The sequence below is a fragment of the Ferrovibrio sp. GW821-FHT12F09 genome, assembly GCF_058806775.1.
In genome coordinates, this window is record NZ_JBXAPZ010000001.1 from 1,633,686 (window position 1) to 1,656,619 (window position 22,934).

The following is a 22,934-nucleotide window of genomic DNA, read 5'->3' on the forward strand; positions in this document are numbered from 1 at the left end:
ATGGATGTTGCCGGCCTGCCGGAGGCCAAGCTCGACAAGGTGATCGAGCGCTACGAGATGCTGCAGGCCCAGATGGCGGCCGGCGGGCTCGCGGCCGAGGCTTTCGTCAAGCTGTCGAAGGAATATGCCGAGATCGAACCGCTGGTGCAGGGCATCAACGAGTGGCGCCGGCTGCGCAGCGAAGTGGCCGATCTGCTGGCGATGCGTGACGATCCCTCTTCCGATGCGGAGATGCGCAGCTTGGCGGAAGCCGAGTGGAAAGCCGCACAGGCGGCCCTGCCCGATGCCGAGCGGCGCGTGCTGGTCATGCTGCTGCCAAAGGACGAGGCTGACGAGAAGAACGCCATCCTCGAAGTGCGCGCCGGCACCGGCGGCGACGAGGCGGCGCTGTTCGCGCGCGACCTGTTCGAGATGTATCGCGGCTATGCCGCCAAGCATGGCTGGCGCTTCGAGGTGGAAAACATCGCCGATACCGAACTGGGCGGCTTCCGAGAAGCTGTGGCGACGATCTCCGGCCGCAGCGTTTTCGCCCGGCTGAAATTCGAGTCCGGCGTGCATCGCGTGCAGCGCGTGCCCGATACCGAAACTCAAGGGCGCATCCATACCTCGGCCGCCACCGTTGCCGTGCTGCCGGAAGCGGAGGATGTCGATATCGACATCAACGAGAACGACCTGCGCATCGACGTCTACCGCTCGTCGGGCGCCGGCGGCCAGCATGTGAACACCACGGACTCCGCCGTCCGCATCACCCATATTCCGACCGGCATCGTGGTGGCGCAGCAGACCGAGCGGTCGCAGCACAAGAACAAGGCCAAGGCGATGAAGCTGCTGCGCGCCAAGATGTATGAGGCCGAGCGCGAGCGCCTGGCCTCCACCCGCGCCGCCGACCGCAAGGGCCAGGTCGGTTCCGGCGATCGCTCCGAACGCATCCGCACCTACAATTTCCCGCAGGGGCGTGTCACCGACCATCGCATCAATCTGACGCTCTACAAGATCGAACAGGTGATGACGGGCGAGGCGCTGGACGATGTGATCGAGGCGCTGATGGCCGAGGATCAGGCGAGCCGCCTGGCGGAGCTCAATGCCTGAGGCGCAGATGACCGGGGCGCAGATGACCGGGGCGGTGATCGCCGCCGCCACCGAACACCTGAAACAGGCCGATATCGCCGAGACGCCGCGTCTGGACGCCATCCTGCTGCTGGAGCATGTGAGCGGGATCAGCGCCGACCGCATCCGCCTCGATCCCGCCGCTTTGCTGGCGCCGGAAATCGTCGCCGCTTTCGAGGCCCTGCTCGCGCGCCGCCTGCAGCACGAACCGGTCACCAAGATCATCGGCCGGCGCGAATTCTGGAGTCTGGACTTCCGCACCAGCCGCGACGTGCTCGACCCACGCCCGGATTCCGAAACCCTGGTCGCCGGTGTGCTGGCGCATGTTGCCGACCGTGGTGCGCCGCTGCGGCTGGTCGATTTCGGCACCGGCTCGGGCTGCCTGCTGCTCAGCCTGCTGCATGACCTGCCGAATGCGACCGGCCTCGGCATCGATCTTTCGCCGGCGGCGCTGGCCGTCGCACAGGACAATGCCCGCAGCCTCGGTCTTTCGGATCGCGCTGCATTTCGTCAGGGCGACTGGGGGCAGGGCCTGGATGGCGGCTTCGATATCCTGATCAGCAATCCGCCCTATATCGAAAGCGCCGTGGTGCCGACGCTGGAGCCTGAAGTGGCGCAGTATGATCCGCATCTGGCGCTGGATGGCGGCGCGGATGGCCTGGAGGCCTATCGCCGGCTGATGCCCGATCTGGCCCGTCTGGGCGTGCCCGGCGCTTGCGCGGCGCTCGAGGTCGGCATGGGGCAAGATGTCGCAGTGGCCGCCCTGCTGGCTGGGGCGGGCTTTGCCGAAATCGCCGTCCTGCCCGATCTGTCCGGCATCGGTCGCGTCATCATGGGCATGAAACTCCGCTAAATCCGGGGAAGTGACGGAAATTCCGTGAAAAAAGGGTTGGCAGCGGCACGGGCCCCGCTTATCTTGGGTCCGGGATGACGCGGTCCCAAGGAACTCGCCTACGGGTGTTAACCAGGGGCGCATAAGGCAGGCAGCGTCATCGCCTCTTCGACTGACATCGTAGCGATGGGATCATCGAGAGGCCGACCGCATGGCGCGCGTTAGCGACGCAATGTGTGTGCGCATGGTGCCTGACTGCGCTATTTGCTGAAAACAAGCGAGATGAAGCTGTGAATAACAAGAATCGTCAACGTGGCGGCCGTCCCCAGGGCCGGAGGCCGCATGGTGGTGGCGGCGGTGGTGGAGGCGGCGGTGGCGGTGGAGGCGGCAATAACGGCGGGATGAACAATTCCCACCGTAATTTCGACTCCAACGGTCCCGACGTCAAAATCCGCGGCACCGCCACGAATATCTTCGAGCGGTATTGCCAGCTGGCGCGCGATGCCAATTCCTCCGGCGACCGCGTCTCTGCCGAGAATTACCTCCAGCATGCGGAACACTATTACCGCATCATGCTGGCCCAGGGCGTGACGCCGATGCAGCGCGCCGCCAACCAGCAGCAGAACGGCCAGCAGCCGCAGCAGCAGCCGGGTCAGCCGGCCCAGCAGCAGCAGCCCGCCACCGAGGGCGGCGAACAGCCGAGCCTGGAGATGGAGCTGGAAGCCGTGCTCGATCCGGAAGCCAAGGCTGCCGCCGAACGCGACGAAGCCAACGCCGCCTGAACGGCGCCGCGACAGAAACAAAAAAGGCCGCCAGAGATAATCTGGCGGCCTTTTTTAATGGCGGAAGAAAACCCGGATTTTAGTTGGTGGCCTCTGTGCCGGCCTGTTCGGCCTGGGCCCACAGGGCCTCGTCGGCGATGGTCAACTCGCGGATCGGCAGCATTTCGGTTTCCGGCACCACCGGCGCCAGCGCGATGTCGATCTCCAGCTCCTTGTCGAGCAGGCCGCGGTCGGTGCCGAGATGGCGCTCGAAGAAACCGACGGTGCGGGTGATGCTGTCGGTCTGGGCATCGCCACGGAAGGTGTGGCCCTGGCCCTTGTAGATCTTCACTTCATGCTCGGCGCCAACCTCTTCCAGCAGGTTGGTCAGTTCGTAGGCGCGGCGCACCGGCACGGTGGCATCCTTGTCGCCATGCAGCACCAGGGTCGGCGGCATGCGCGACACGCCCCTGCGCTGCACTTCCGACGGCATAGCGCCGACGACATTGACCACGGCCTGGATGCGCGGATCGCGGCTGCCCAGCGCCAGGGCATGGAAGCCGCCCAGCGACAGGCCGAACACGCCGATGCGGTCCGCATCGATATAGGCCTGCTTGGAAACATAGGAGACGGCTTCGGCGATGACGCGCTCGCGCTCGTCATGCAGGGTCGGCGCGGCCTTGCGGGCCTGCGTGATGCCGTCGAAGTAATGGATGACGAAGGCGGTGATGCCCTTTTCGGCCAGCGCCTTGGCCTGCGGATAGAACAGCGAGCCGTCGCCCAGGCCATGGGCGCCATGCAGGATCAGCACGGCCGGGGTCTTGCCATCCGGGCCCAGCAGATCGGTCTCGGCCTTCACCACATCGACTCGCACGCGGCGGCCATCGATGGTGAAGCCATTGCCTTCGGCCTCGGCGGCGCGGCGGGCAGGTTCGGCGGATTTCAGTTTGCGCGGGGCAGCCTTTGCCGGCTTGGCATCGGGCTTCGGAGCGACAGAGGACTTGGTCTGGCCGGCGCGCGGCTGGGCGCTGGTGGCCGGCGCGTAGGCGGCGACACTGCCCAAAAGCAACGCAAGGGCAGAAATTCGGCAGAGACTGCGGAACGTGCGCAGCGTCAATGCGTTTCCCCCAGTCATACGATCCCCCGCACTCTCGAATTTATTAACAAAAGCGGGCCCCGACCCGCTGTCTGTAACCAGTTGTAACAACCCCGGCTGCGACTTGTCTACCCTTGATTTCGTCTAATATTTCCTGCTTTTCTAGTAATATCATGGGGTTGGGCAAAATTTGCCGGGTGGTCGTCCTGTGATCGGCGTCAGCTTGACGCCCCGGGGGTGCCTACTTACCTTTAACCACCGAAGCCGGAGTCGTTTACCAATAGCGAATCCGGCGCTTCCCATTCTCAAGAGGGTTTCCGCAATGTCCGCGCCGACCAAAGTTACCGACGCCTCCTTTGAAAGCGACGTCCTGAAGTCGTCCGACGCCGTGCTCGTCGATTTCTGGGCCGAGTGGTGCGGTCCCTGCAAGCAGATCGCCCCGGCGCTCGATGAGATCGCCAGCGAGATGGCCGGCAAGCTGACCATCGCCAAGGTCAACATCGACGAGAACCCGATGACGCCGTCGAAGTTCGGCGTGCGCGGCATCCCGACGCTGATCCTGTTCAAGGACGGCAAGCCGGTGTCGACCAAGGTCGGCTCGATGCCGAAGAGCCGCATCGTCGAGTGGATCAACTCCGCGATCTAGGAATTCTCCGCCAGGATCCGGCCCGCGAGGTATAGCGAGCCGGCAATGACGACCCGGGCCGGTGCTGAAAAAGCATCGGCCCGTATCATTTGTGCGATCTGCCGGATGGCTGCCGCGGCGCTGCCTGCGGGTTCCGCCGTCAGACCGACACTGCGGGCGGCAGCGGCCAGGTCTTCGGCCGAGAGGCTGTTGGCCTCGCCCGGAATGCTGATGCAGCGCGCCCCCTGCAGGCCGGGCGCCAGGGGACGGAGGAAGCCGGCGGCATCCTTGGTGTTCAGCATGCCGGCCAGCAGCCAGGTCGGCCGCGGCGGCAGCTGCTTCAGAGTGTCGGCCAGCGCCGTGCCCGCCATGGCGTTATGCGCGCCATCCAACCACAGCTCGGTGCCGGGCGGCAGCAGGTTGGGCAGCGGGCCTTTGGCGAGGCGCTGCATGCGGGCTGGCCAGTCGACCTGACGCAGGCCGGCGGCCATGGCATCCGGACCGATCTTGAAACCGGAAAGATGCCGGGCGCAGGCAATCGCGATACCGGCGTTGACCACCTGATGGGCACCGAGCAGAGCCGGACGGGGCAGCGACAGCGTCACCGTGCTGTCGCGCCAGACGAGACCGTCGGCCGTCTCGCGTACCGTCCAGTCGCGGCCCTGGCGGAACAGCGTCGAGCCGGTCTCGGCGGCGCGCGCCTCGATCACGGCGATGGCTTCGGATGGCTGCGGGCCGACCACACAGGGGACGCCGGGCTTCAGGATGCCGGCCTTGTTGACGGCGATCTTCGCAATGGTGTCACCCAGAAAGGCCACATGGTCGATGCCGATCGGCGTGAGCGCGGTCAGGATCGGCTGCGGGATGACGTTGGTGGTATCCGCAATGCCGCCCAGGCCGGTTTCCAGAAGCACCAGGTCGGCCGGCGTCTCGGCAAAGGCGAGATAGGCGGCCGCGGTGGTGATCTCGAAGAAGGTGATCGGCGCGCCGTCATTCACGCTCTCGCAGCGTTCCAGCAGCGCGATCAGCCGGTCGTCGTCGATCAGCTGACCGGCCAGTCGGATGCGTTCGTTGAACCGCACCAGATGCGGCGAAGTATAGGCATGCACGCGATAGCCGGCAGCCTCGGCCATGGCGCGCAGGAAAGCGGTGGTCGAGCCTTTGCCCTTGCTGCCGGCGACATGGAACACCGGCGGCAGATGCAGGTGTGGATCGCCCAGCCGCGCCAGCAGGGCGCGGATGCGGTCCAGCGACAGGTCGATGGCCTTGGGATGCAGCGCCATCAGGCGCTGCAGGATCAGGTCGCGCTTAGCGGAGTCGTTTGCCGGCGGAGCCATGGGGAATCTCACCGGTCGGCGGAATCTCCAGGCCCGGACGCGGCAGGGCCACCACATCGGCCTTTGGCTGCGGGTCGAGCAGCAGGGCGGCAATGCGGCCCAGCGTGTCGCGCAGGTCGCGGCGATGCACCACCATGTCCAGCATGCCGTGTTCCAGCAGATACTCGGCGCGCTGGAAGCCGGTGGGCAGGGTTTCGCGGATGGTCTGTTCGATCACGCGCGGGCCGGCGAAGCCAATCAGCGCGCCGGGCTCGGCGATCTGGATATCGCCCAGCATGGCGTAGGAGGCCGTGACGCCGCCGGTGGTCGGATCGGTCAGCACCACGATGAAGGGCAGATGCGCCTCGCGCAGGCGCTGCACGGCGATCACCGTGCGCGGCATCTGCATCAGGCTGAGGATGCCCTCCTGCATGCGCGCGCCGCCGGCGGCAGCGAACAGGATCAGCGCGGCATTCTGGTTGATCGCCAGCGTGGATGCTGCAATCAGCGCCTCGCCGGTGGCCATGCCCATCGAGCCGCCCATGAAGGCAAAATTCTGCACGGCGATGACGACATCCTGGCCCTTCAGCGTGCCATGGGCGACGGCGAAGGCGTCCTTCTGGCCGGTCTTGGCGCGGGCATCCTTCAGGCGGTCGGGATACTTCTTGGAGTCGCGGAAATGCAGCGGGTCCTGCACCACATCAGGCAGTTCGATGGTCTGGTACTCGCCTTTGTCGAACAGGCCGGCGAAGCGCTCCTTCGGCCCGATGCGCATATGGTGATCGCATTTCGGGCAGACATGCTGGTTCTCTTCCAGCTCCTTGGCATAGATCATCTGCTGACAGCTCGGGCACTTGCGCCACAGGTTGTCCGGCGTGTCCTTCTTGGCGGTGAACTCGCGGATCTTGGGCAGGACGGTACGGGTCAGCCAGTTCATGGCAATCTTCCTTCTTAAGCCGCGGCCTTGGCAACGCCGCGCACGGCGGCGCTCAGTTCGCGCACCAGATCCAGCACATGCTTGGCCGGATCGATCTTCTTCATCTGGGCCTCGGCCACCCGTTCCACAAGGGCGGTGCCCACCACGGCGGCGTCGGCCACCGCGGCGATCTCGGCGGCGCGCTTGCCGTCACGGATGCCGAAGCCGACCGCCACCGGAATCTTCGTGTGCTTCTTGATCTGCGCCACTGCCTTGCCCACCGCATTCGGATCGGCGGCTGCCGCGCCAGTGATGCCAGCGATTGAGACGTAATAGAGGAAGCCCGAGGTATTGGCCAGCACGGCCGGCAGCCGCCGCTCGTCGGTGGTCGGGGTCGCCAGCCGGATGAAATGAATGCCGGCCTTCACAGCCGGAATGCAGAGTTCGTCATCCTCTTCCGGCGGCAGGTCAACCACGATCAGGCCATCGACGCCGGCGCTCTTGGCATCGACAAGGAATTTGTCGACGCCATAGGCGGAGATCGGATTGAAATAGCCCATCAGCACGATGGGCGTGGCATTATCCTTCTTGCGGAAACCGCGCACCAGATCCAGCGTCGTCTTCATGCTGGCGCCATTGGCCAGTGCGCGCAGGCCGGCGGCTTCGATGGATGGACCATCGGCCATCGGATCGCTGAACGGCATGCCCAGTTCGATCACATCGGCACCGGCGTCCGGCAGGCCTTCGATCAGGCGGGCGCAGGTGGCGAGGTCCGGGTCGCCGGCGGTGACGAAGGTGACGAGGCCGGCGCGGCCCTGCTGCTTCAGGTCGGCGAAGCGTTTGTCGATGCGGCTCACAGCGTCACTCCCAGGGCTTTCGCCACGGTATAGATATCCTTGTCGCCACGGCCCGACAGGCAGACCGCCATCAGGTGATCCTTCGGCAGCTTGGGCGCCAGCTTGATCACCTGCGCCAGCGCATGGCACGATTCCAGCGCGGGAATGATGCCCTCCAGGCGGGACAGCATCTGGAAGGCATCCAGCGCTTCCTTGTCAGTGGCCGAGAGATATGTGACACGGCCGACATCATGCAGCCAGGCATGTTCCGGGCCGATGCCGGGATAGTCGAGACCGGCCGAGATGGTATGCGCCTCGGTGATCTGGCCGTCCTCGTCCTGCAGCAGGAAGGTGCGGTTGCCATGCAGCACGCCGGGTACACCCTTGGCCAGAGAGGCCGCATGACGCGCGGTCTCCAGGCCTTCGCCGGCAGCTTCGACGGCATAGATCTGCACGCTGCGCTCGTCGAGGAAGGGATGGAACATGCCGATGGCATTCGAGCCGCCGCCGATGCAGGCGACCAGTGAGTCCGGGATGCGGCCCTCGCGCTCGATCATCTGCTCCTTGGTTTCTTCGCCGATGATGCACTGGAAGTCGCGCACCAGCTGCGGATAGGGATGCGGGCCGGCGGCGGTGCCGATGATGTAGAAGGTGTCATGCACGTTGGTGACCCAGTCGCGCAGGGCCTCGTTCATCGCGTCCTTCAGGGTCTTCGAGCCCGACTTCACGGCGCGGACCTCGGCGCCCAGCAGGCGCATGCGGAACACGTTCGGCTGCTGGCGCTCGATATCCACCTCGCCCATATAGATCACGCAGGGCAGGCCGAAACGGGCGGCCACCGTCGCCGTCGCCACGCCATGCTGGCCGGCGCCGGTCTCGGCGATGATGCGGGTCTTGCCCATGCGCTTGGCCAGCAGGATCTGGCCGATGCAGTTGTTGATCTTGTGCGCGCCGGTGTGGTTCAGCTCTTCGCGCTTCAGGTAGATCTTGGCACCGCCCAGATGCTTGGTCAGTGGCTCGGCGTAATAGAGCGGATTCGGACGGCCGACATAATCGCGCAGCAGGTAGTCCATCTCGGCCTTGAAGGCGGGATCGGCCTTGGCCTCTTTGTAATGCTTCTCCAGCTCCAGAATCAGCGGCATCAGCGTCTCGGCGACGAAGCGTCCACCGAACTTGCCGAAATGGCCGCGTTCGTCCGGGCCGGTGCGATAGGAATTGATCGCGGTCATCAGCTACCTCGTTACAAAGCTTTGGCGGCGGCCAGGAAGGCCTCGATCTTCGCCGGGTCTTTTTTGCCGGGGGAAATTTCCACCCCGGAAGATACGTCGACAGCCTTGGCACCGGATTGCTGGATCGCCTGCGGCAAATTGTCCGCCGTCAGGCCTCCCGACAGGATCCACGGGCGCTTGAACTGCGCGCCCTTCATGATGCTCCAGTCGAAGGCGACGCCGTTGCCGCCGGGCAGCTTGGCATCTTTCGGCGCCTGGGCGTCGAACATCAGCCAGTCGACGCAGTCCTCGTAATCCTTGGCCTTTTTCAGGTCGGCCTTGGTAGAGACCTTGATCGCCTTGATGATCGGCAGGCCGAAGAACACGCTGATGGCACGGCAGCGTTCCGGCGTTTCGTCGCCATGCAGCTGCAGCAGGTCAAGCCGTGCCTTGGCAAGGACCTTGTCGAGGAAATCATTGTCCGGATCGACAAAGACGCCGACGCGATCGATGCCGCTGGGCACGATATTGAGCAGGGCTTCCGCCTGTTCGGCCGAGAGATTGCGCGGGGAGGGCGGGAAGAAGATGAAACCCAGCATGTCGGCGCCATGGTCGACGGCGGCGGCAAGGGCCGTTTCGTCGGTCAGGCCGCAGATTTTGGTGAACAGCGCCATCTGATTTACGCCGCCTCGGCCAATTCTTTGGCAATCGCCTGGGCGCTGGCTTCCGGATTCTCCGCTTCGGTGATCGGCCGGCCGATCACCAGATGGTCGGCGCCGAGACGGATGGCATCGCCGGGCGTCATCACGCGCTTCTGGTCGCCGGCCGCCGAACCCTTGGGGCGGATGCCCGGCACCACCAGCTTGAAATTGGGGCCGCAATTCTGACGCAGCAGCGAAATCTCGGTGGCGGCGCAGATCACGCCGTCGGCGCCGTTATGCTGGGCCAGCCGCGCCAGCCGGATCACATGCTGGCTGACATCGCCGGTGACGCCGATGGCGGCGAGGTCGGCGGCATCCAGCGAGGTCAGCACGGTGACGGCCAGGATCAGCGGGCGGGTCTTCGCCCCCTTGGCGGCCTCGACGGCGGCGCGGATCATCGCCGGCCCGCCAGAGGCATGCACGGTCAGCATTGCCGGGCCCATCGCCTCGGCGGCCGAGCGCACGGCACCGGCCACCGTGTTGGGGATATCGTGGAATTTCAGGTCGAGGAACAGCGGCGTGCCGGCCGGCACCACGGCCCGCACATCGGCCGGGCCGCGGGCGGTGAAGAATTCCTTGCCCAGCTTGACCCCGAAGCCGGCAGAGGCGGCAGCGCGGGCGCAGCGGGCGGCAAATTCCAGGTCCACGGTGTCGATGGCGCAGAAGACCGGCGCCGGATTTTTCGATGGGGTCTGCATGGGGCGGGCTTATAGCGGAATTGCCCCCGGAAGTCTCCCCCCAGACCTCCCCCGGCCAGGCCGTTAAGGCTACAGTGCAGCCATGAAAACCAGCCCCTATATCCTGATCGCCGGCCTGCTGGCGGTCGGCGGCCCGGCCATCGCCGCCGACCATGCCAGCATCCTGATGTACCACCGCTTCGGCGAGAATACGGTGCCCAGCACCAATATCCGGCTGGAGCAGTTCGATGCCCATATCGCCGAGCTGAAGTCCGGTTCCTACAGGGTGCTGGGCCTGCCTGAGATCGTGGCCAAGTTGAAAGCCGGCGAGGCGCTACCCGACCGCGCGGTCGCCATCACCGCCGACGACGCCTATATCTCCGCCTTCACCGAGGGCTGGCCGCGGCTGAAAAAAGCCGGCCTGCCCTTCACGCTGTTCGTCGCCACTGAGCCGGTGACCTCGAAGCTGCGCGGCTATCTGACCTGGGACCAGATCCGCCAGATGAAGGCGGAAGGCGTCACCATCGGCGCGCACAGCCATCGCCATCCCTCGCTGCCGCAGCTCTCGCCCGAGAAGGCGCGCGAGGACCTGGAAACCTCGATGGCGCTGTTCGAGAAGGAACTGGGCGAGAAGCCGACGCTGTTCGCCTATCCCTTCGGCGAATGGGACGCCAAGACCCTGACCCTGGTGAAGTCGCTGGGCTACAGCGTCGCCTTCGGCCAGCATTCCGGCGTCGCGCATCCGAAACACGACATGTTCTGGCTGCCGCGCTTTCCCATGAACGAGCATTTTGGCAGTGTCGACCGCATCCGCCAGGCGCTGAACGCGTTGCCGCTGCCGGTCACCGATGTCGAGCCCACCGACGTGCTGGTGAAGCTCGGCCAGACACGGAATCCGCCAGTCTTGCGCTTCACCGTGGCGCCCGGCATCGAGCGGCTGAAGCAGATGGTCTGCTACACCGGCGAAGGCAAATCGATCGTGCCGAAGGAGATCGCCGAGCGCCGTTACGAGCTGCAGGCGCCCGATGCGCTGAAGCCGCCGCGTGACCGCATTTCCTGCAGCGTGCCATCATCGGAGCAGGGCCGTTTCCGCTGGTTCGGCATCCAGTTCACCGTTGTCAAATGAAGCAGGCGGGTCACGTGAAACGCCACGTCCTCGCGGCACTGTTCAGCTTTCTGGCACTGCCTGCATCGGCAGCCGACCTTGCGGTGCTGACCACCGGCGCCTTCAAGTCCTCGCTGCAGGCGGCATTGCCGGCATTCGAGCAGCAGGGCCATCGCATCACGCTCGACAACGACACCGCCGGGGCGCTGGTGCGCCGCATCGAGGCTGGCGCGCGTTTCGACCTGGTGGTGCTGACGCCATCCGCCATCGATGCGCTGGCGGCGAAAAACCTTGTCATGCCGGGCAGCCGGCGTGACCTCGCGAAGGTCGGCATCGGCGTGGCGGTGAAGGCCGGTGCAGCCAGGCCCGATATCTCCACCACCGCCGCTTTTCGTCAGATGCTGCTGGCCGCGTCGCGCGTCGCCTATATCGATCCGGCTGCCGGCGGTTCCAGCGGTATCTACCTGCAGACCCTGTTCGAGCAATGGGGCATCGCGGCCCAGATCGCGCCCAAGGCCGTGCTGGTGCCCGGCGGCCTGGTGGCTGAGCGGGTGGCGCGTGGCGAGGCCGAACTCGCCATCCACCAGATCAGCGAAATCCTGCCGGTCGCCGGCGTCGATCTGGTCGGGCCGCTGCCGGCCGAGATCCAGAATTACACCACCTATGCTGCCGCCCTGGGGCCGGCGCCCTCGGATCAGGCCGCCGCCCGCGCCCTGCTGGAGCATCTGGCCGGGCCGCAGACGGCCCGGCTGCTGGCGGCCAAGGGCATGCAGACGCCCTGACCGGGACCGGACTGACATACATAAGTATTCACGCTTTGCGGGAATAAAAGTGACAGAGCGCAACTTGACAAAAGGAACATATCATGTACATTAAATGAGAACATAGTAAAAACATGTTTCGAGGTCTCGCATGAGCTTGCTTCCGCGTGATGATCGTAACCCGTATCGCCTGTCCGGCTCGGTCGGCCGCTTTGGCGACAATAAACGCGCCGATGTGATCAAGGCTGAACTGCTGCTGGCCAACACCGGCTTTTTGAAACTGCCGTATCCCGGTGTGCCAACTGGCTGGCCCGGTATCGAACTTTCAGACGCCATCACCCGGCTGCAGAAACAGGAAGACGTGGATCCTGACGGCATTCTCCTGCCGCTCAATCATGGCAAGGTCGGCGAGCGAGGCGAGGGCGAGACGATCGAGGCGATGCAGCGGTCGCTCGGTTCCAAGCTGGATGGCTATGATGCGCCGACGCCGCAGCAGGTCGATGCCAACTGGGACACGTGGATGCCCGGTCACGGCGAGCCTGATCCGGCAACAGCAGCGCCACCGCGCATTGCAACAGTGCAGGATCGCATCGGGCGCGATCTGCCACAGGGCGTAATCCTCAGCGACGTGGATGAACTCGCGCCGCCCCGTTTTCAGGCAGGGCAGCAGGTGGCACAGGTCGTTCCGGTGCCGGCGCCGCCGCCCATCATCCCCGCGGCCACCGGCCAGGGCAGAGGTCCGCATCCCTATCCGCAGGACGCGCCGGAGGTTAAGGCCGCCGCAAGAGCGGTGCGGCGCGGCCTGGACAACGCCGAAACGAAAATCCGTCGCGGCATCGATGATGTGGCCCGGATCAAGGATGCGTTTGACGCCGTCGGGCCGCTCAATCTGCTGCGTGTGCCTGCCGAGATGATGCAGCAGGCATTGCGCGTCAAGGAAGACCGGTCCGAGGCCTTTACCCCTGTCGAGGTTGAAACCGGCACGCCGCCGTTTCCTGCCGATGGCGGGCTGAAAGCGGGGCCCTTGCAAGGGCCGGCACCGGACCCGGCGCCACCGCTCCCGACTCCGCCATTCCCTGCGTCTGACGTCAAACCGCAGATCGAAAAACTGATCCCGCCTGAAGTCAGCGCCTGGATCGGCAAATTGCCGCCGCAGGAGCGGCCGTTTGCCAAGGACCTCTGGGGCATCATCCTGGAATCCAATCCGTATGGCATCCGCGGCAAACCGGAAACCGTGAAAGCCAATACCATTGCGGCCAAGGCCTGCCAGGACAGCCTGGTCGGTTTTCCCCGCCTGCGGGGGATCACGCATAAATATGGCGGGGTGAATGAAGCCGGAGACCCTTTGCCCGAGGAAATCGTCAAACGGAACAAGGATGAGAAATCCCTGCGTGGTAGCAGCCGGCCCGATAACAGCCACATCAACGAACAGAACGAAAAATTTGCTGCCCGCATGAATACGGTCGATATCCTGAAGACCGGCAGCGATAGTATCGAAACCGAAACGATGACGGCAAACGAGCGCCGCCGCTATGACAATCTGTTGCGGAATCTGAAGGGAGGTATTGCCGGCTGGGCGCGCAAGATGAAGCCGGGTGAAAGCGACGAAGCGTATCGCCAGTATGTCACCCTCCGCTGCCAGGACATGTGGCGCCGGCTGGAGCATAAGCTGGAACAGGAAGGCGTGATCGAACCGTTCGGGAGGCTGCAATGAGTGACCCCGCCGTTTTCTTCGACCTGAAGGACCTGCGCCCGTATCCGGATGACCCGTATTACTGGCCCACGATCCGCTCCCGGAAAATCTGTCTTTCGATTGCCGACTGGCAGGCTCTGGGGGATGCCCTGCAGGAGGCTTATCCGCCGGGTCTGTATCATCGTCATTGCACCGAGGCGGAGGCGACCAATCCGGATGTCGTCCCGGACATTCGCACGGTCGATCACCTCTGCGGATATCTGGAGCTGGAAGGCAGGATGCCGGTTGATATTGCGATGTGCCTGGATCCGGACTGGCGATATCGGCCCTACAAGAATCAGGATGGACGGCCGCGATGGATGCGAAATAGGGTGCCGTTGCCGTCCATCTTGTTCCGCCCCTGGGTGGCTGGCATACGGCCTGCGGGTCCGCTCGGACCTGAGCGTATCCAGGTTGCCGACGTTCATGTCTATTGCGAATACCGGAATAAAGCGCATATCAGCTTCGCGCGGCGATTCTATCGCCTGCTCGGGCGATTCGTTTCCAACAAGAACCAGATCGTTGCGTGTTTTGAGCATGGCTCGGTTATAGAGAGAACATTTCTCATCGATAAAGGTTCGGATGTGTGGCTGGGGCATGACGCGGTGCGCTGGGTGCGCGAAGACAGTCGGCGGCAGCTCTTCGACTCGACGAACCATCGAGGGCATCGCCCGAACGACGATGGCCATACCGCATCAAAGGGCTGATGCGCTTTCGGTATGAGGATATGATCACGGAACCGGTTCGGCAGACGCGCCGCGTCAACGGCTATGACCTGTCCTATCTGGAAGCTGGGCAGGGTGCGCCACTGCTGCTGGTGCATGGCTCGCTCTGCGACCAGCGCATCTGGGCGGCGCAGATGCAGCCGTTTGCCGAACGCTACCGCGTGCTGGCGCTCAGCCTGCGCCATTGCTGGCCCGAGCGGTGGAATGGCGTGGGTGACGGCTACGACATCCATCGCCATGCCGACGACATCGCGGCGCTGATCGAGGAACTCGGCGCCGGCCCGGCGCATCTGCTCGGTCATTCGCGCGGCGGCCATGTGAGCTTCCGCGTGGCGCAGCATCACCCGCAGCTGTTGCGCAGCCTGGTCCTGTGCGAACCGGGCGGCCAGCTCGATCCGGCGTTAAGCGATCAGGACGCGCCGCCGCCGGGCGCCGGTCTGGGAAAAATGTTTGCCGACTCTGCCGACCTGATCGCGCGCGGCGAAGTGGATGCCGGGCTGGAACTGTTTGTCACCGCCGTCGGCGGTCCGCGCGCCTGGAAATACGGCAGCGAACGCTTTCGCCAGATGGCGCGCGACAATGCCTATACCCTGTTGGGCCAGACCCGCGAGCCGCGACCGGCTTTCATGAAAGCCGAGATCGAGAGCATCGGCATGCCGGTGCTGCTGGTCGGCGGCGCGCTGACGCGCGGTCATTTCCCCAAGGTGCTGGATGCGATGCAGCGTCTGATGCCCGATGTGCGGCGTGTGCTGATCGAGGGCGCCGGTCATCCGATGTATGAGCAGCGGCCGGCGCAGTTCAATGAGCTGGTGCTGGCGTTTTTGGCGCAGCGTTGACACTAGCCGGTCCGTCGTCCCCGCGAAGGCGGGGACCCAGAGCTACGGTAAAGTCTAACCTGGCACTGGATTCCCGCTTTCGCGGGAATGACGATGAGATTTCTATCCCCGCGTCACATGGGCGGCGACGCAGAGCCAGGCGCCGTCGGTCTGCTGGGTCCAGATATCGGTGTAGCGGCCCTGGCCGGGTTTGCCGTCGGGCTTGGTATACATCGTGCGGGCATGGATGATCGCCATGCTGTCGAACATGCGGATGCGCACATCCTCGGCTTTCAGGTTTTTCGCCGCCGAAGGTTTGGCGATCTGCGCCAGGAAGGCGGCGCGGTCGATTAATCGGCCGTCCGGGTTGGAATTCAGGAAGTCCGCCGCGAGATGCGCCTCGAACCAGGCGACATCGGACTCGGCGACGCTGCGGATATACTGCTCGTTGAGCATGAAAAGCTTGTTGTGGTCGCTGTCGGCCATGGCGGCGCGTCTCCGGTTTCGTCCCTGGGCCGGCACACTGGCCCTGCAGCGCCAACTTCGCAAGATTTATCAAATGGGGCCGTGCTAGCGTTCTTTCAGTCAGAGGGAAGATCGAGATGACCGATTTCGTGACAACCAGTTCCGCCAGCGAAGCCAGCTATATCCGGCGCTTCACCCGCGTGACTGAATATATCTACGCCAACATGGATGCCGAGCTGGACCTCAACACGCTGGCCGAGGTGGCCGCGCTGTCGCCATGGCACTGGCATCGCATCTGGCAGGCGGTCTATGGCGAAAGCATCACCAATACGGTGAAGCGCCTGCGGCTGCAGCGCGCCGCCGCCGATCTGTCGCATACGCAGATGCCGCTGGACGAGATCTGGCCGCGCGCCGGCTATGGCTCTGCTGCCGCCTTCAGCCGCAGCTTCAAGGACGCCTACGGCCTGCCGCCAGCGGAATACCGCAAGAGCGGCAGCCACACCCGCTTCACCCTGCCGCAATCGCCCAAAGGAGTATCCATCATGCGCGACGTCGCCATCCGCAAGCTTGAACCCGCCACGCTCGCTGTGATCCCGCATAAGGGGTCCTATATGGAGATCGGACGTGCCTTCGAAACGCTGTTCGGCACCCTGGCGGCGCGCAACCTGATCCGGCCGGGCCTGTGTATGAAGGGCCTGTTCTATTCCGACCCTACCTCTGTGCCGGAAGCCGAACTGCGTTCGGCGGCAGGCATCGTCATTCCCGATGCCGGTTTTCCGGTGGAGGCGCCGCTGGAGCGCGCCGGCTTGCGCGGCGGCGACTATGCCGTGCTGCGTCACAAGGGGCCTTACTCCGACATGAAGGCGGCCTATGACTGGCTTTATGGCGAATGGCTGGTGCAGTCGGGCCGCGAAGCGGCCGATGCCCCGGTGTTCGAGGATTACCTGAACAATCCGCGCGAAGTGCCGCCGACCGAACTGCTCACCGATATCTGCCTGCCGCTGAAGTGATGCCATGCTCGCCAGCTGGACCGACAAGCTGAATGACGGCAAGCCGCACCAGGTGAAACCGGCCCCCATCGACATCGCCGGCATGAAGGCCGGGCAGGTGATGCTGGTGCCGACGGCGAAGCTGGTCGACGGCTTCATCCGCCGGCTGCCGTCGGGCATGCAGGGCAATACCCGCGACCTGAGGGCGCGCATGGCGCGCCGTTACAGGGCCGAAGTGACCTGCCCGATCACCATGGGGTTCTGCCTGCGCATCGTGGCGGAGGCGACCTGGGAGGCGCATCGGGCCGGCGCAGCGACCGCCACGCTCACACCGGTCTGGCGCGTGCTGGATGCGGCCTCGGCGATGCTGAAGAAGCTGCCGAAACCGGCCGCCGCCTTCTTCACGGCGGAGCGGACGCGGGAAATCCAAAAAGTAACATCGTCATGCCGGCCTTGAGCCCGCATCCCATTTTCTGAATGGGACCCTGGATCAAATGCCCGGGGTGACACCGCAAAAATGTGCGGTGTCATTTTTCCGGTTGACCAAATTCCGATCTCCGCTTACCGTCCGCGCACCATGCAGAGCATTATTCTCACCGTAGCTACCATTAAGGTTACCGCCACCGGCGGTGCCCTGGGTCGTTGCGCGTAGAAAGATAACGCAAAGCAAGACACCCAGAGGCCCCGCCGGCGACGGACGGGGCCTCGGTGTTTCTGGGGCTTTGTTCATCGCCGGTCCATCCCGACCATGGAGACCGACATGAACAGTTTCAGCCGTTTAGACCGCAGCCCGGACAGTTCCGACGCCTATGACCACCGTGTACTGGGCACCAGGCTCGACCTCTTCCACCAACAGGAGGAAGGGCCGGGCATGGTGTTCTGGCATCCGCGCGGTTTTGCGCTCTATCGCGTGGTGGAGGATTACATCCGCCGCCGCATGCGCGAGGCCGGCTTTGCCGAGATCCGCACGCCGCAGTTGCTGAGCTACAGCCTGTGGGAACAGAGCGGCCATGCCGAGAAGTTCGCCAACGAGATGTACCGCCTGAACAGCGGGAATCGGCCGTTTGCGCTGAAGCCGATGAGCTGCCCCGGCCATGTGCAGGTGTTCAACAAGACCCTGCGTTCGGTGCATGAGCTGCCGCTGCGCTATTGCGAATTCGGCGCCTGTCATCGCGATGAACCGTCCGGCGCCCTGCAGGGGCTGATGCGCACGCGCAGCTTCACCCAGGACGATGCGCATATCTTCTGCACGGAGGAGCAGGTGGAAGGCGAAGTGCAGCGTTTCTGCGAGCTGCTGCGCAGCATCTACAGCGACTTCGGTTTCGGTGCGCCGCTGGTGTTCTTCTCCACGCGACCGGCGCGGCGTGCCGGCGACGAGGCCACCTGGGACCGTGCCGAAGCCGGCCTCGCCATGGCGGCGCGGCGCGCCGGGCTGGATTTTGCCATCCGCAGCGGTGAAGGCGCCTTCTATGGACCGAAGCTGGAATTCCATCTGCGTGACAGCCATGACCGCTCCTGGCAATGCGGCACGGTGCAGCTCGATTTCGTGCTGCCCGAGCGGCTGGGCGCCGATTATGTGGCCAGCGACGGCACGAAGAAGCGGCCGGTGCTGATCCATCACGCGGTGCTGGGCAGTCTGGAACGCTTCATCGCCATGCTGCTGGAGCATCATCGCGGTGCCCTGCCACTGTGGCTGGCGCCCGAGCAGATCGTGGTGGCCAGTGTCACTGGCGGCCAGGAGACCTATGCCCGCAAGGCGGCGGCCATGCTGGGCCGCGAGGGCTATCGCGCGGCGGTGGATGTGCGCAACGAACGCATCGGCCGCAAGATCGCCGAGGCCCATGAGCAGGGCGTGCCGCTGCTGGCGGTTGTCGGCGACCGCGAGATGGAACGCGGCAGCCTCACGTTGCGCCATCGCGACGGCAGGCAGGAGGAGTTGTCGCTGGGTGACGTTGCGCGGCGCTTCCGCGATGCGGCGTTCAGATAACCGCGTCATGCCAACGCGCAGCGGTGGCATCCACGACCTGGGCTGCGGCTTTCAAGACGTGGATGCCACGCCAGCGTGGCATGACGGTTTTGGAGTATGGCGCGATGTTCCGCGATGTTCTCAAAATTTCCGCAGATCGTCGCGATAAACGCATGCGGCTTCGGTTGAAGGTGAGGGAGTGCGACCCTATTTTGGGAGTCTGAACCAGAATCGAACCGGGGGACCTGCACGGGATGCCGCATCACACACCACTGATTGCCACCATCGTGATGGGCCTGGTGCTCGCCTTCATTTTCGGCGCCATCGCCAATCGCCTGCGGGTTTCGCCGCTGGTGGGTTATCTGTTGGCCGGTGTGTTTGTCGGTCCGTTCACCCCGGGCTTCGTAGCCGACCAGGCGCTCGCCAACGAGCTGGCCGAGATCGGCGTGATCCTGCTTATGTTCGGCGTCGGCCTGCATTTCTCGCTGAAAGACCTGATGTCGGTGAAGGCCATCGCCATCCCGGGCGCGGTTGTGCAGATCGCGGTCGCCACGGTGCTGGGCATGGGCCTGTCTTGGGGCCTGGGCTGGTCGATCGGCGGCGGCTTCATCTTCGGCCTGGCGCTGTCGGTGGCGTCCACTGTGGTGCTGCTGCGCGCCATGCAGGAGCGCCGGCTGGTGGAAACCGACCGCGGACGCATCGCGGTCGGCTGGCTGATCGTGGAAGACTTGGCCATGGTGCTGGCGCTGGTGCTGCTGCCGGCGCTGGGCGGCCTGATGGCGCCGGACAATTCAGGCGCCGTGCAGCTGCAGCCGCTGGACATCGCCAAGACCGTCGGCATCACGCTGGCCAAGGTGGCGGCCTTCGTCGCCATCATGGTGGTGGTCGGCCGCCGGGTGATCCCCTGGATCCTGCATTACATCGTGCATACCGGTTCGCGCGAGCTGTTCCGCCTGGCCGTGCTGGCGATTGCGCTGGGCGTCGCCTTCGGCGCGGCCAAGCTGTTCGGCGTATCCTTTGCGTTGGGCGCCTTCTTCGCCGGCATGATGATGAGCGAGTCGCCGCTCAGCCATGAGGCGGCCAATGAATCGCTGCCTCTGCGCGATGCTTTCGCCGTGCTGTTCTTCGTCTCGGTGGGCATGCTGTTCGACCCGCATATCCTGCTGGAAAACCCGCTGCCGGTGCTGGCGACGCTGTTCATCATCGTGATCGGCAAGTCGCTGGCGGCCTTTTTCATCGTGCTGGCCTTCCGCCATCCGCTCGGCACGGCCCTGCTGATTTCCGCCAGCCTGGCGCAGATCGGCGAATTCTCCTTCATCCTGGCCGCACTCGGCACCGAGATGAAGCTGTTGCCAGAAGAGGGCCGCGACCTGATCCTGGCCGGCGCGATCCTCTCCATCATCCTCAATCCGCTGCTGTTCGTCGGCATCGACTGGCTCAAGCCGCATCTGGAACGGCGCATGACGACGAGCAAGCCGGGCGAGATCGCGCCGGCACCCGAAGTGGTCGCCGCGGCGGCCGTGCCCGATCCCGATGCGGTGCCGGTGAAGACGACGCTCAGCAACCATATCGTGCTGGTCGGCTATGGCCGGGTCGGCAGCCTGGTCGGCGCGGCGCTCAAAAGCCGCGGCCTGCCCTTCCTGGTCATCGAGGACGGCGAGAAACTGGTGCGCGACCTGATCAAGCAGGGCACCGAGGTGCTGGCCGGCAATGCGGCGCGCGCCGATGTGCTGGCGGCGGCGAATCTTGCCGGCGCGCGGCAGCTGATCGTGGCGATCCCCAATGTCTTCGAGGCCGGCCGGATCGTTCAGGTGGCGCGGGCCGAGAATCCCTCGCTCACGATCATGGCGCGCGCCCATGCCGATGCCGAGATCGACCATCTGGTCGAGCATGGCGCCGGCATTGTCATCATGGGCGAGCGCGAGATCGCCCGCGCCATGATCGAGAAGCTGCCGGCCTGATCCTAGAACTGATAGGCGAAGACCATCTGGCCGAGCCAGGTGGTGCGGTCGGTGGCATCGGTAGTGCCCTGCTGCTGGCGGCGGCCGTCGCCGGCTTTCGCTGCACCCAGCACAGTGCTGACGGTCAGGCCCTTCAGCGGCGTGTCCCAGACCGCAAAGACGTCGATCTCGTCCAGCAGGCGGTCGGAGCGCACGCCATTGGCCAGGTCGGGCTTGTCGAAACGGTGGCGGTAATAGATCGCGCCAAGGCTCAGCTCTTCCATCGGCTGCAGCTTCACCTGCGCCATCTGGCTGTTCAGGTTGGTGTTGCTGCCGACATAGCGGGCGAAGATCTCGCCCTGGTCCCAGCTGCCATAGCCGCGCGGCCCACCAGCCATGTAGAGCGAATCCCAGCCGGTCTGGCGATTGTCGGCCGTGTTGCCGTCGCCGCTGAAATGCGCGTAGCGATAGCTGAGGCGCGGCGACCAGGGCAGGGCGGAGAGCGTGTATTGCGGTTCGACATACCAGGCGTTGGCGCGGACCTTGGTGGAGCCGATCTGGTTGTCCTGGCGCGCATACTCGCTGTAGAGCGCGAAATCGCTGAAGGCGTCGCCCAGCGGGCTGAGCAGCGTGCCGCCGGAGCGCACCGCCCATACGTTCAGACCGTCGCGGGTGGCATTCAGGGCGCGGTCGGCGTCATAGACTTTCAGGGCCGTGGCGCCGAGATACCAGGCGCGTTCCTCATACTCGAAACGGCCATGGTCCTTGTGGCTGGAGCCGAACCACTCGACATTGCCGCCATAGAGTTTGGTGCCGGCGCTGTCCTGGCCACGCATGAAATCCTGGTCGACATTGCCCTGCAGATGGAACACATCGGCGCGCACCGGCTGGGTGTTGAGCCGCAGGATCGCCGTGCGGTCGAAGCTGGCGCGCGGGCCGATCACATAGGCGCCGCGGCGCAGGCCATCGAGCGTGCCGTCGGCAAGCAGGAAGCCGTCGCCAACCACGAAGCCCTGGCGGCCGGCCGAAACATCGACCGCATCCTCGCCCAGCGCGGCAAAGGCGAGGCCGGATTTCCAGCCGAGATAGGCTTCATCGACGGCAAGGGCATCGGGGCGGGTGCCGGTGCCGCTGGTGCGCTGGGCATCGCCCTGCCCACGCGTGGCCGAGCCGAGCAGGCGGATGCTGCCGTAAACCGTCGTGTCGTTGAGGAAATAGTCCAGCGCCAGGCCCGGCGCGACGAATCCCTCGGCCCAGTCGCGCCCGCCTTGACGTCGACCGCCGGAGGACAGGCTGCCCAGACCATTCTGCGCATTGGCGACACCGAAGACACCGAAACCGGCATCCAGGTTGAGGGTCAGCTCGGCATCGCCGAAGCCGAAGCGCTTGCCGGGTTTGTCATGGTCGTCTTCGGCAGCGACGGCGGGTGCCGCTGCGCAGAGCAGGGCGGCGAAAAGGCCTGATAATCTGGTCATCGACAAATCCCCCCGCCAGCGGCCGGTTGCTGGTCCGGTACTGTCCCTTCGGTTATGCTGCCGTGATATTGCATCGGGCCGTCCCACTCAAGCACACGTCTTGTGGGGTATCCGGAATTCCACTAGAAAAGCCGATGCTTTTCAGACTTATTCGCGAGGAACCAGCCCATGCGTCCGAGTGGCCGCGCCGTTGACCAGTTGCGCCCTGTCCGCCTTGAGCCGGGCTTTGCCAAATATGCCGAAGGGTCCTGCCTGATCAAGTTCGGCGAGACCCATGTGCTCTGCGCCGCCACCATCGAGGAAAAGGTGCCGCCCTTTCTGCGCAACACCGGCCGCGGCTGGGTCACGGCGGAATACGGCATGCTGCCGCGTTCGACCCATACCCGGACCGATCGTGAAGCCTCGCGCGGCAAGCAGTCGGGCCGTACCCAGGAAATCCAGCGCCTGGTCGGCCGGTCCTTGCGCGCCGTTACCGATCTGACCGGCTTCGGCGAACGCCAGATTCGCCTCGACTGCGATGTGCTGCAGGCCGATGGCGGTACGCGCACCGCCGCCATCACCGGCAGCTGGGTGGCGCTGCATCTGGCCTTCGCCAAGCTGGTGAAGGATGGCGCCATCGCCAAGATCCCGCTGATCGGCCAGGTCGCCGCCGTCAGTTGCGGATTGTGCGACGGCGCCGCCGTTCTCGATCTCGATTACCCGGAAGACAGCACGGCGCAGGCCGATGCCAATTTCGTGCTGACGGATGCCGCCGCCATCGTTGAAGTGCAGGGCACCGCCGAAAAGGAGCCGTTCTCCGAAGCGCAGTTCGCCGCCATGCTGCAACTGGCCAAGAAGGGCATCAAGGAGCTGAATATCCTGCAGCGCCAGGCGGTGGGGCTGTAGC

At 64.9% G+C, this 22,934-nt stretch carries 23 protein-coding genes; 14 read left to right on the forward strand and 9 right to left on the reverse strand.

All coding sequences use genetic code 11. The features are described 5' to 3' along the window. From prfA to AC1ROB_RS08125, 3 genes are all read left to right on the forward strand, one after another. Window positions 1-1,089, forward strand: a complete 1,089-nt coding sequence (gene prfA / locus AC1ROB_RS08115) for a peptide chain release factor 1 (protein WP_492971704.1) — start codon at window positions 1-3, stop codon at window positions 1,087-1,089. Continuing rightward, window positions 1,082-1,960 carry a peptide chain release factor N(5)-glutamine methyltransferase gene (gene prmC, locus AC1ROB_RS08120; RefSeq protein WP_492971703.1) on the forward strand — a complete coding sequence of 293 codons (879 nt, stop codon included), beginning with the start codon at window positions 1,082-1,084 and terminating at the stop codon, window positions 1,958-1,960. The genes prfA and prmC overlap by 8 nt, the downstream gene beginning before the upstream one ends. 269 nt (window positions 1,961-2,229) lie before the next feature. Continuing rightward, window positions 2,230-2,721, forward strand: a complete 492-nt coding sequence (locus tag AC1ROB_RS08125) for a DUF4167 domain-containing protein (RefSeq protein ID WP_493000029.1) — start codon at window positions 2,230-2,232, stop codon at window positions 2,719-2,721. A gap of 79 nt (window positions 2,722-2,800) precedes the next feature. On the opposite strand, the gene AC1ROB_RS08130 is transcribed toward AC1ROB_RS08125, so the two are convergent. Next, window positions 2,801-3,763: an alpha/beta hydrolase family protein gene (locus AC1ROB_RS08130; protein ID WP_492971701.1), complete on the reverse strand. Its 963-nt coding sequence runs from the start codon at window positions 3,761-3,763 to the stop codon at window positions 2,801-2,803. A 355-nt stretch (window positions 3,764-4,118) separates the two neighbouring features. On the opposite strand from AC1ROB_RS08130, the gene trxA reads away from it, so the two are divergent. Then, entirely contained in the window at window positions 4,119-4,442 is a 324-nt protein-coding gene (trxA, locus tag AC1ROB_RS08135) for a thioredoxin TrxA (protein ID WP_144068820.1), read from the forward strand. On the opposite strand, the gene AC1ROB_RS08140 is transcribed toward trxA, so the two are convergent. Genes AC1ROB_RS08140 through pyrF form a run of 6 tightly spaced genes read right to left on the reverse strand, consistent with a single transcriptional unit; the run spans window position 4,439 to window position 10,096 of the window. Further along, window positions 4,439-5,758, reverse strand: a complete 1,320-nt coding sequence (locus AC1ROB_RS08140) for a bifunctional folylpolyglutamate synthase/dihydrofolate synthase (RefSeq protein WP_492971700.1) — start codon at window positions 5,756-5,758, stop codon at window positions 4,439-4,441. The two genes, trxA and AC1ROB_RS08140, sit on opposite strands and share 4 nt — an antisense overlap. Further along, entirely contained in the window at window positions 5,730-6,674 is a 945-nt protein-coding gene (accD, locus tag AC1ROB_RS08145) for an acetyl-CoA carboxylase, carboxyltransferase subunit beta (protein ID WP_492971699.1), read from the reverse strand. The genes AC1ROB_RS08140 and accD overlap by 29 nt, the downstream gene beginning before the upstream one ends. A gap of 14 nt (window positions 6,675-6,688) precedes the next feature. Then, window positions 6,689-7,510: a tryptophan synthase subunit alpha gene (trpA, locus tag AC1ROB_RS08150; RefSeq protein ID WP_492971698.1), complete on the reverse strand. Its 822-nt coding sequence runs from the start codon at window positions 7,508-7,510 to the stop codon at window positions 6,689-6,691. After that, entirely contained in the window at window positions 7,507-8,718 is a 1,212-nt protein-coding gene (trpB, locus tag AC1ROB_RS08155; protein ID WP_492971697.1) for a tryptophan synthase subunit beta, read from the reverse strand. Before trpB ends, trpA begins: the two co-directional genes overlap by 4 nt. An 11-nt stretch (window positions 8,719-8,729) precedes the next feature. After that, on the reverse strand, window positions 8,730-9,371 hold the full coding sequence (locus tag AC1ROB_RS08160; protein WP_492971696.1) for a phosphoribosylanthranilate isomerase: 642 nt from the start codon (window positions 9,369-9,371) through the stop codon (window positions 8,730-8,732). Between the two features lie 5 nt (window positions 9,372-9,376). Continuing rightward, on the reverse strand, window positions 9,377-10,096 hold the full coding sequence (pyrF, locus tag AC1ROB_RS08165; protein WP_492971695.1) for an orotidine-5'-phosphate decarboxylase: 720 nt from the start codon (window positions 10,094-10,096) through the stop codon (window positions 9,377-9,379). An 82-nt stretch (window positions 10,097-10,178) separates the two neighbouring features. On the opposite strand from pyrF, the gene AC1ROB_RS08170 reads away from it, so the two are divergent. The 5 genes from AC1ROB_RS08170 to AC1ROB_RS08190 all read left to right on the forward strand — a co-directional run bounded on the left by AC1ROB_RS08170 (window position 10,179) and on the right by AC1ROB_RS08190 (window position 15,234). Beyond that, window positions 10,179-11,201: a polysaccharide deacetylase family protein gene (locus AC1ROB_RS08170; protein WP_492971694.1), complete on the forward strand. Its 1,023-nt coding sequence runs from the start codon at window positions 10,179-10,181 to the stop codon at window positions 11,199-11,201. A 14-nt stretch (window positions 11,202-11,215) separates the two neighbouring features. After that, window positions 11,216-11,962: a molybdate ABC transporter substrate-binding protein gene (locus tag AC1ROB_RS08175; RefSeq protein WP_492971693.1), complete on the forward strand. Its 747-nt coding sequence runs from the start codon at window positions 11,216-11,218 to the stop codon at window positions 11,960-11,962. Window positions 11,963-12,092: 130 nt separating this feature from the next. Next, window positions 12,093-13,655 carry a hypothetical protein gene (locus tag AC1ROB_RS08180; RefSeq protein WP_492971692.1) on the forward strand — a complete coding sequence of 521 codons (1,563 nt, stop codon included), beginning with the start codon at window positions 12,093-12,095 and terminating at the stop codon, window positions 13,653-13,655. Further along, entirely contained in the window at window positions 13,652-14,380 is a 729-nt protein-coding gene (locus AC1ROB_RS08185) for a hypothetical protein (RefSeq protein ID WP_492971691.1), read from the forward strand. The genes AC1ROB_RS08180 and AC1ROB_RS08185 overlap by 4 nt, the downstream gene beginning before the upstream one ends. Window positions 14,381-14,400: 20 nt before the next feature. Continuing rightward, window positions 14,401-15,234, forward strand: coding sequence for an alpha/beta fold hydrolase (locus AC1ROB_RS08190; RefSeq protein ID WP_492971690.1), 834 nt, complete (start codon window positions 14,401-14,403; stop codon window positions 15,232-15,234). Between the two features lie 102 nt (window positions 15,235-15,336). On the opposite strand, the gene AC1ROB_RS08195 is transcribed toward AC1ROB_RS08190, so the two are convergent. After that, complete coding sequence (locus AC1ROB_RS08195; RefSeq protein ID WP_492971689.1) at window positions 15,337-15,699, reverse strand: nuclear transport factor 2 family protein; 363 nt, start codon at window positions 15,697-15,699, stop codon at window positions 15,337-15,339. A 116-nt stretch (window positions 15,700-15,815) separates the two neighbouring features. On the opposite strand from AC1ROB_RS08195, the gene AC1ROB_RS08200 reads away from it, so the two are divergent. The 4 genes from AC1ROB_RS08200 to ybaL all read left to right on the forward strand — a co-directional run bounded on the left by AC1ROB_RS08200 (window position 15,816) and on the right by ybaL (window position 20,594). Further along, on the forward strand, window positions 15,816-16,688 hold the full coding sequence (locus AC1ROB_RS08200; protein WP_492971688.1) for an AraC family transcriptional regulator: 873 nt from the start codon (window positions 15,816-15,818) through the stop codon (window positions 16,686-16,688). A gap of 4 nt (window positions 16,689-16,692) precedes the next feature. Beyond that, window positions 16,693-17,124, forward strand: coding sequence for a hypothetical protein (locus tag AC1ROB_RS08205; RefSeq protein WP_492971687.1), 432 nt, complete (start codon window positions 16,693-16,695; stop codon window positions 17,122-17,124). A gap of 303 nt (window positions 17,125-17,427) precedes the next feature. Continuing rightward, complete coding sequence (thrS, locus tag AC1ROB_RS08210; RefSeq protein WP_492971686.1) at window positions 17,428-18,654, forward strand: threonine--tRNA ligase; 1,227 nt, start codon at window positions 17,428-17,430, stop codon at window positions 18,652-18,654. 233 nt (window positions 18,655-18,887) lie between these two features. Further along, window positions 18,888-20,594 carry a YbaL family putative K(+) efflux transporter gene (gene ybaL / locus AC1ROB_RS08215; protein WP_492971685.1) on the forward strand — a complete coding sequence of 569 codons (1,707 nt, stop codon included), beginning with the start codon at window positions 18,888-18,890 and terminating at the stop codon, window positions 20,592-20,594. A 2-nt stretch (window positions 20,595-20,596) separates the two neighbouring features. Here ybaL and AC1ROB_RS08220 read toward each other — a convergent pair whose 3' ends face one another. Next, a complete protein-coding gene (locus AC1ROB_RS08220; RefSeq protein ID WP_492971684.1) occupies window positions 20,597-22,048 on the reverse strand; it encodes an alginate export family protein in 1,452 nt (483 codons plus the stop codon). A 168-nt stretch (window positions 22,049-22,216) separates the two neighbouring features. Between AC1ROB_RS08220 and rph the strand changes: the two genes are divergently transcribed. Next, window positions 22,217-22,933, forward strand: coding sequence for a ribonuclease PH (rph, locus tag AC1ROB_RS08225; RefSeq protein WP_492971683.1), 717 nt, complete (start codon window positions 22,217-22,219; stop codon window positions 22,931-22,933). The last annotated feature ends 1 nt before the right edge of the window (window position 22,934 follow it).

Excerpts from the sequence above, each read along its gene's own strand:
- thrS (WP_492971686.1), top strand. The coding sequence starts at position 17,428 with ATGAACAGTTTCAGCCGTTTAGACCGCAGCCCGGACAGTTCCGACGCC.
- accD (WP_492971699.1), bottom strand. The coding sequence starts at position 6,674 with ATGAACTGGCTGACCCGTACCGTCCTGCCCAAGATCCGCGAGTTCACC.
- AC1ROB_RS08200 (WP_492971688.1), top strand. The coding sequence starts at position 15,816 with ATGACCGATTTCGTGACAACCAGTTCCGCCAGCGAAGCCAGCTATATC.
- AC1ROB_RS08170 (WP_492971694.1), top strand. The coding sequence starts at position 10,179 with ATGAAAACCAGCCCCTATATCCTGATCGCCGGCCTGCTGGCGGTCGGC.
- pyrF (WP_492971695.1), bottom strand. The coding sequence starts at position 10,096 with ATGCAGACCCCATCGAAAAATCCGGCGCCGGTCTTCTGCGCCATCGAC.
- prfA (WP_492971704.1), top strand. The coding sequence starts at position 1 with ATGGATGTTGCCGGCCTGCCGGAGGCCAAGCTCGACAAGGTGATCGAG.
- AC1ROB_RS08190 (WP_492971690.1), top strand. The coding sequence starts at position 14,401 with ATGATCACGGAACCGGTTCGGCAGACGCGCCGCGTCAACGGCTATGAC.
- AC1ROB_RS08220 (WP_492971684.1), bottom strand. The coding sequence starts at position 22,048 with ATGACCAGATTATCAGGCCTTTTCGCCGCCCTGCTCTGCGCAGCGGCA.
- AC1ROB_RS08160 (WP_492971696.1), bottom strand. The coding sequence starts at position 9,371 with ATGGCGCTGTTCACCAAAATCTGCGGCCTGACCGACGAAACGGCCCTT.
- prmC (WP_492971703.1), top strand. The coding sequence starts at position 1,082 with ATGCCTGAGGCGCAGATGACCGGGGCGCAGATGACCGGGGCGGTGATC.
- AC1ROB_RS08140 (WP_492971700.1), bottom strand. The coding sequence starts at position 5,758 with ATGGCTCCGCCGGCAAACGACTCCGCTAAGCGCGACCTGATCCTGCAG.
- trpB (WP_492971697.1), bottom strand. The coding sequence starts at position 8,718 with ATGACCGCGATCAATTCCTATCGCACCGGCCCGGACGAACGCGGCCAT.
- rph (WP_492971683.1), top strand. The coding sequence starts at position 22,217 with ATGCGTCCGAGTGGCCGCGCCGTTGACCAGTTGCGCCCTGTCCGCCTT.
- AC1ROB_RS08195 (WP_492971689.1), bottom strand. The coding sequence starts at position 15,699 with ATGGCCGACAGCGACCACAACAAGCTTTTCATGCTCAACGAGCAGTAT.
- AC1ROB_RS08185 (WP_492971691.1), top strand. The coding sequence starts at position 13,652 with ATGAGTGACCCCGCCGTTTTCTTCGACCTGAAGGACCTGCGCCCGTAT.
- ybaL (WP_492971685.1), top strand. The coding sequence starts at position 18,888 with ATGCCGCATCACACACCACTGATTGCCACCATCGTGATGGGCCTGGTG.
- AC1ROB_RS08180 (WP_492971692.1), top strand. The coding sequence starts at position 12,093 with ATGAGCTTGCTTCCGCGTGATGATCGTAACCCGTATCGCCTGTCCGGC.
- AC1ROB_RS08205 (WP_492971687.1), top strand. The coding sequence starts at position 16,693 with ATGCTCGCCAGCTGGACCGACAAGCTGAATGACGGCAAGCCGCACCAG.
- trxA (WP_144068820.1), top strand. The coding sequence starts at position 4,119 with ATGTCCGCGCCGACCAAAGTTACCGACGCCTCCTTTGAAAGCGACGTC.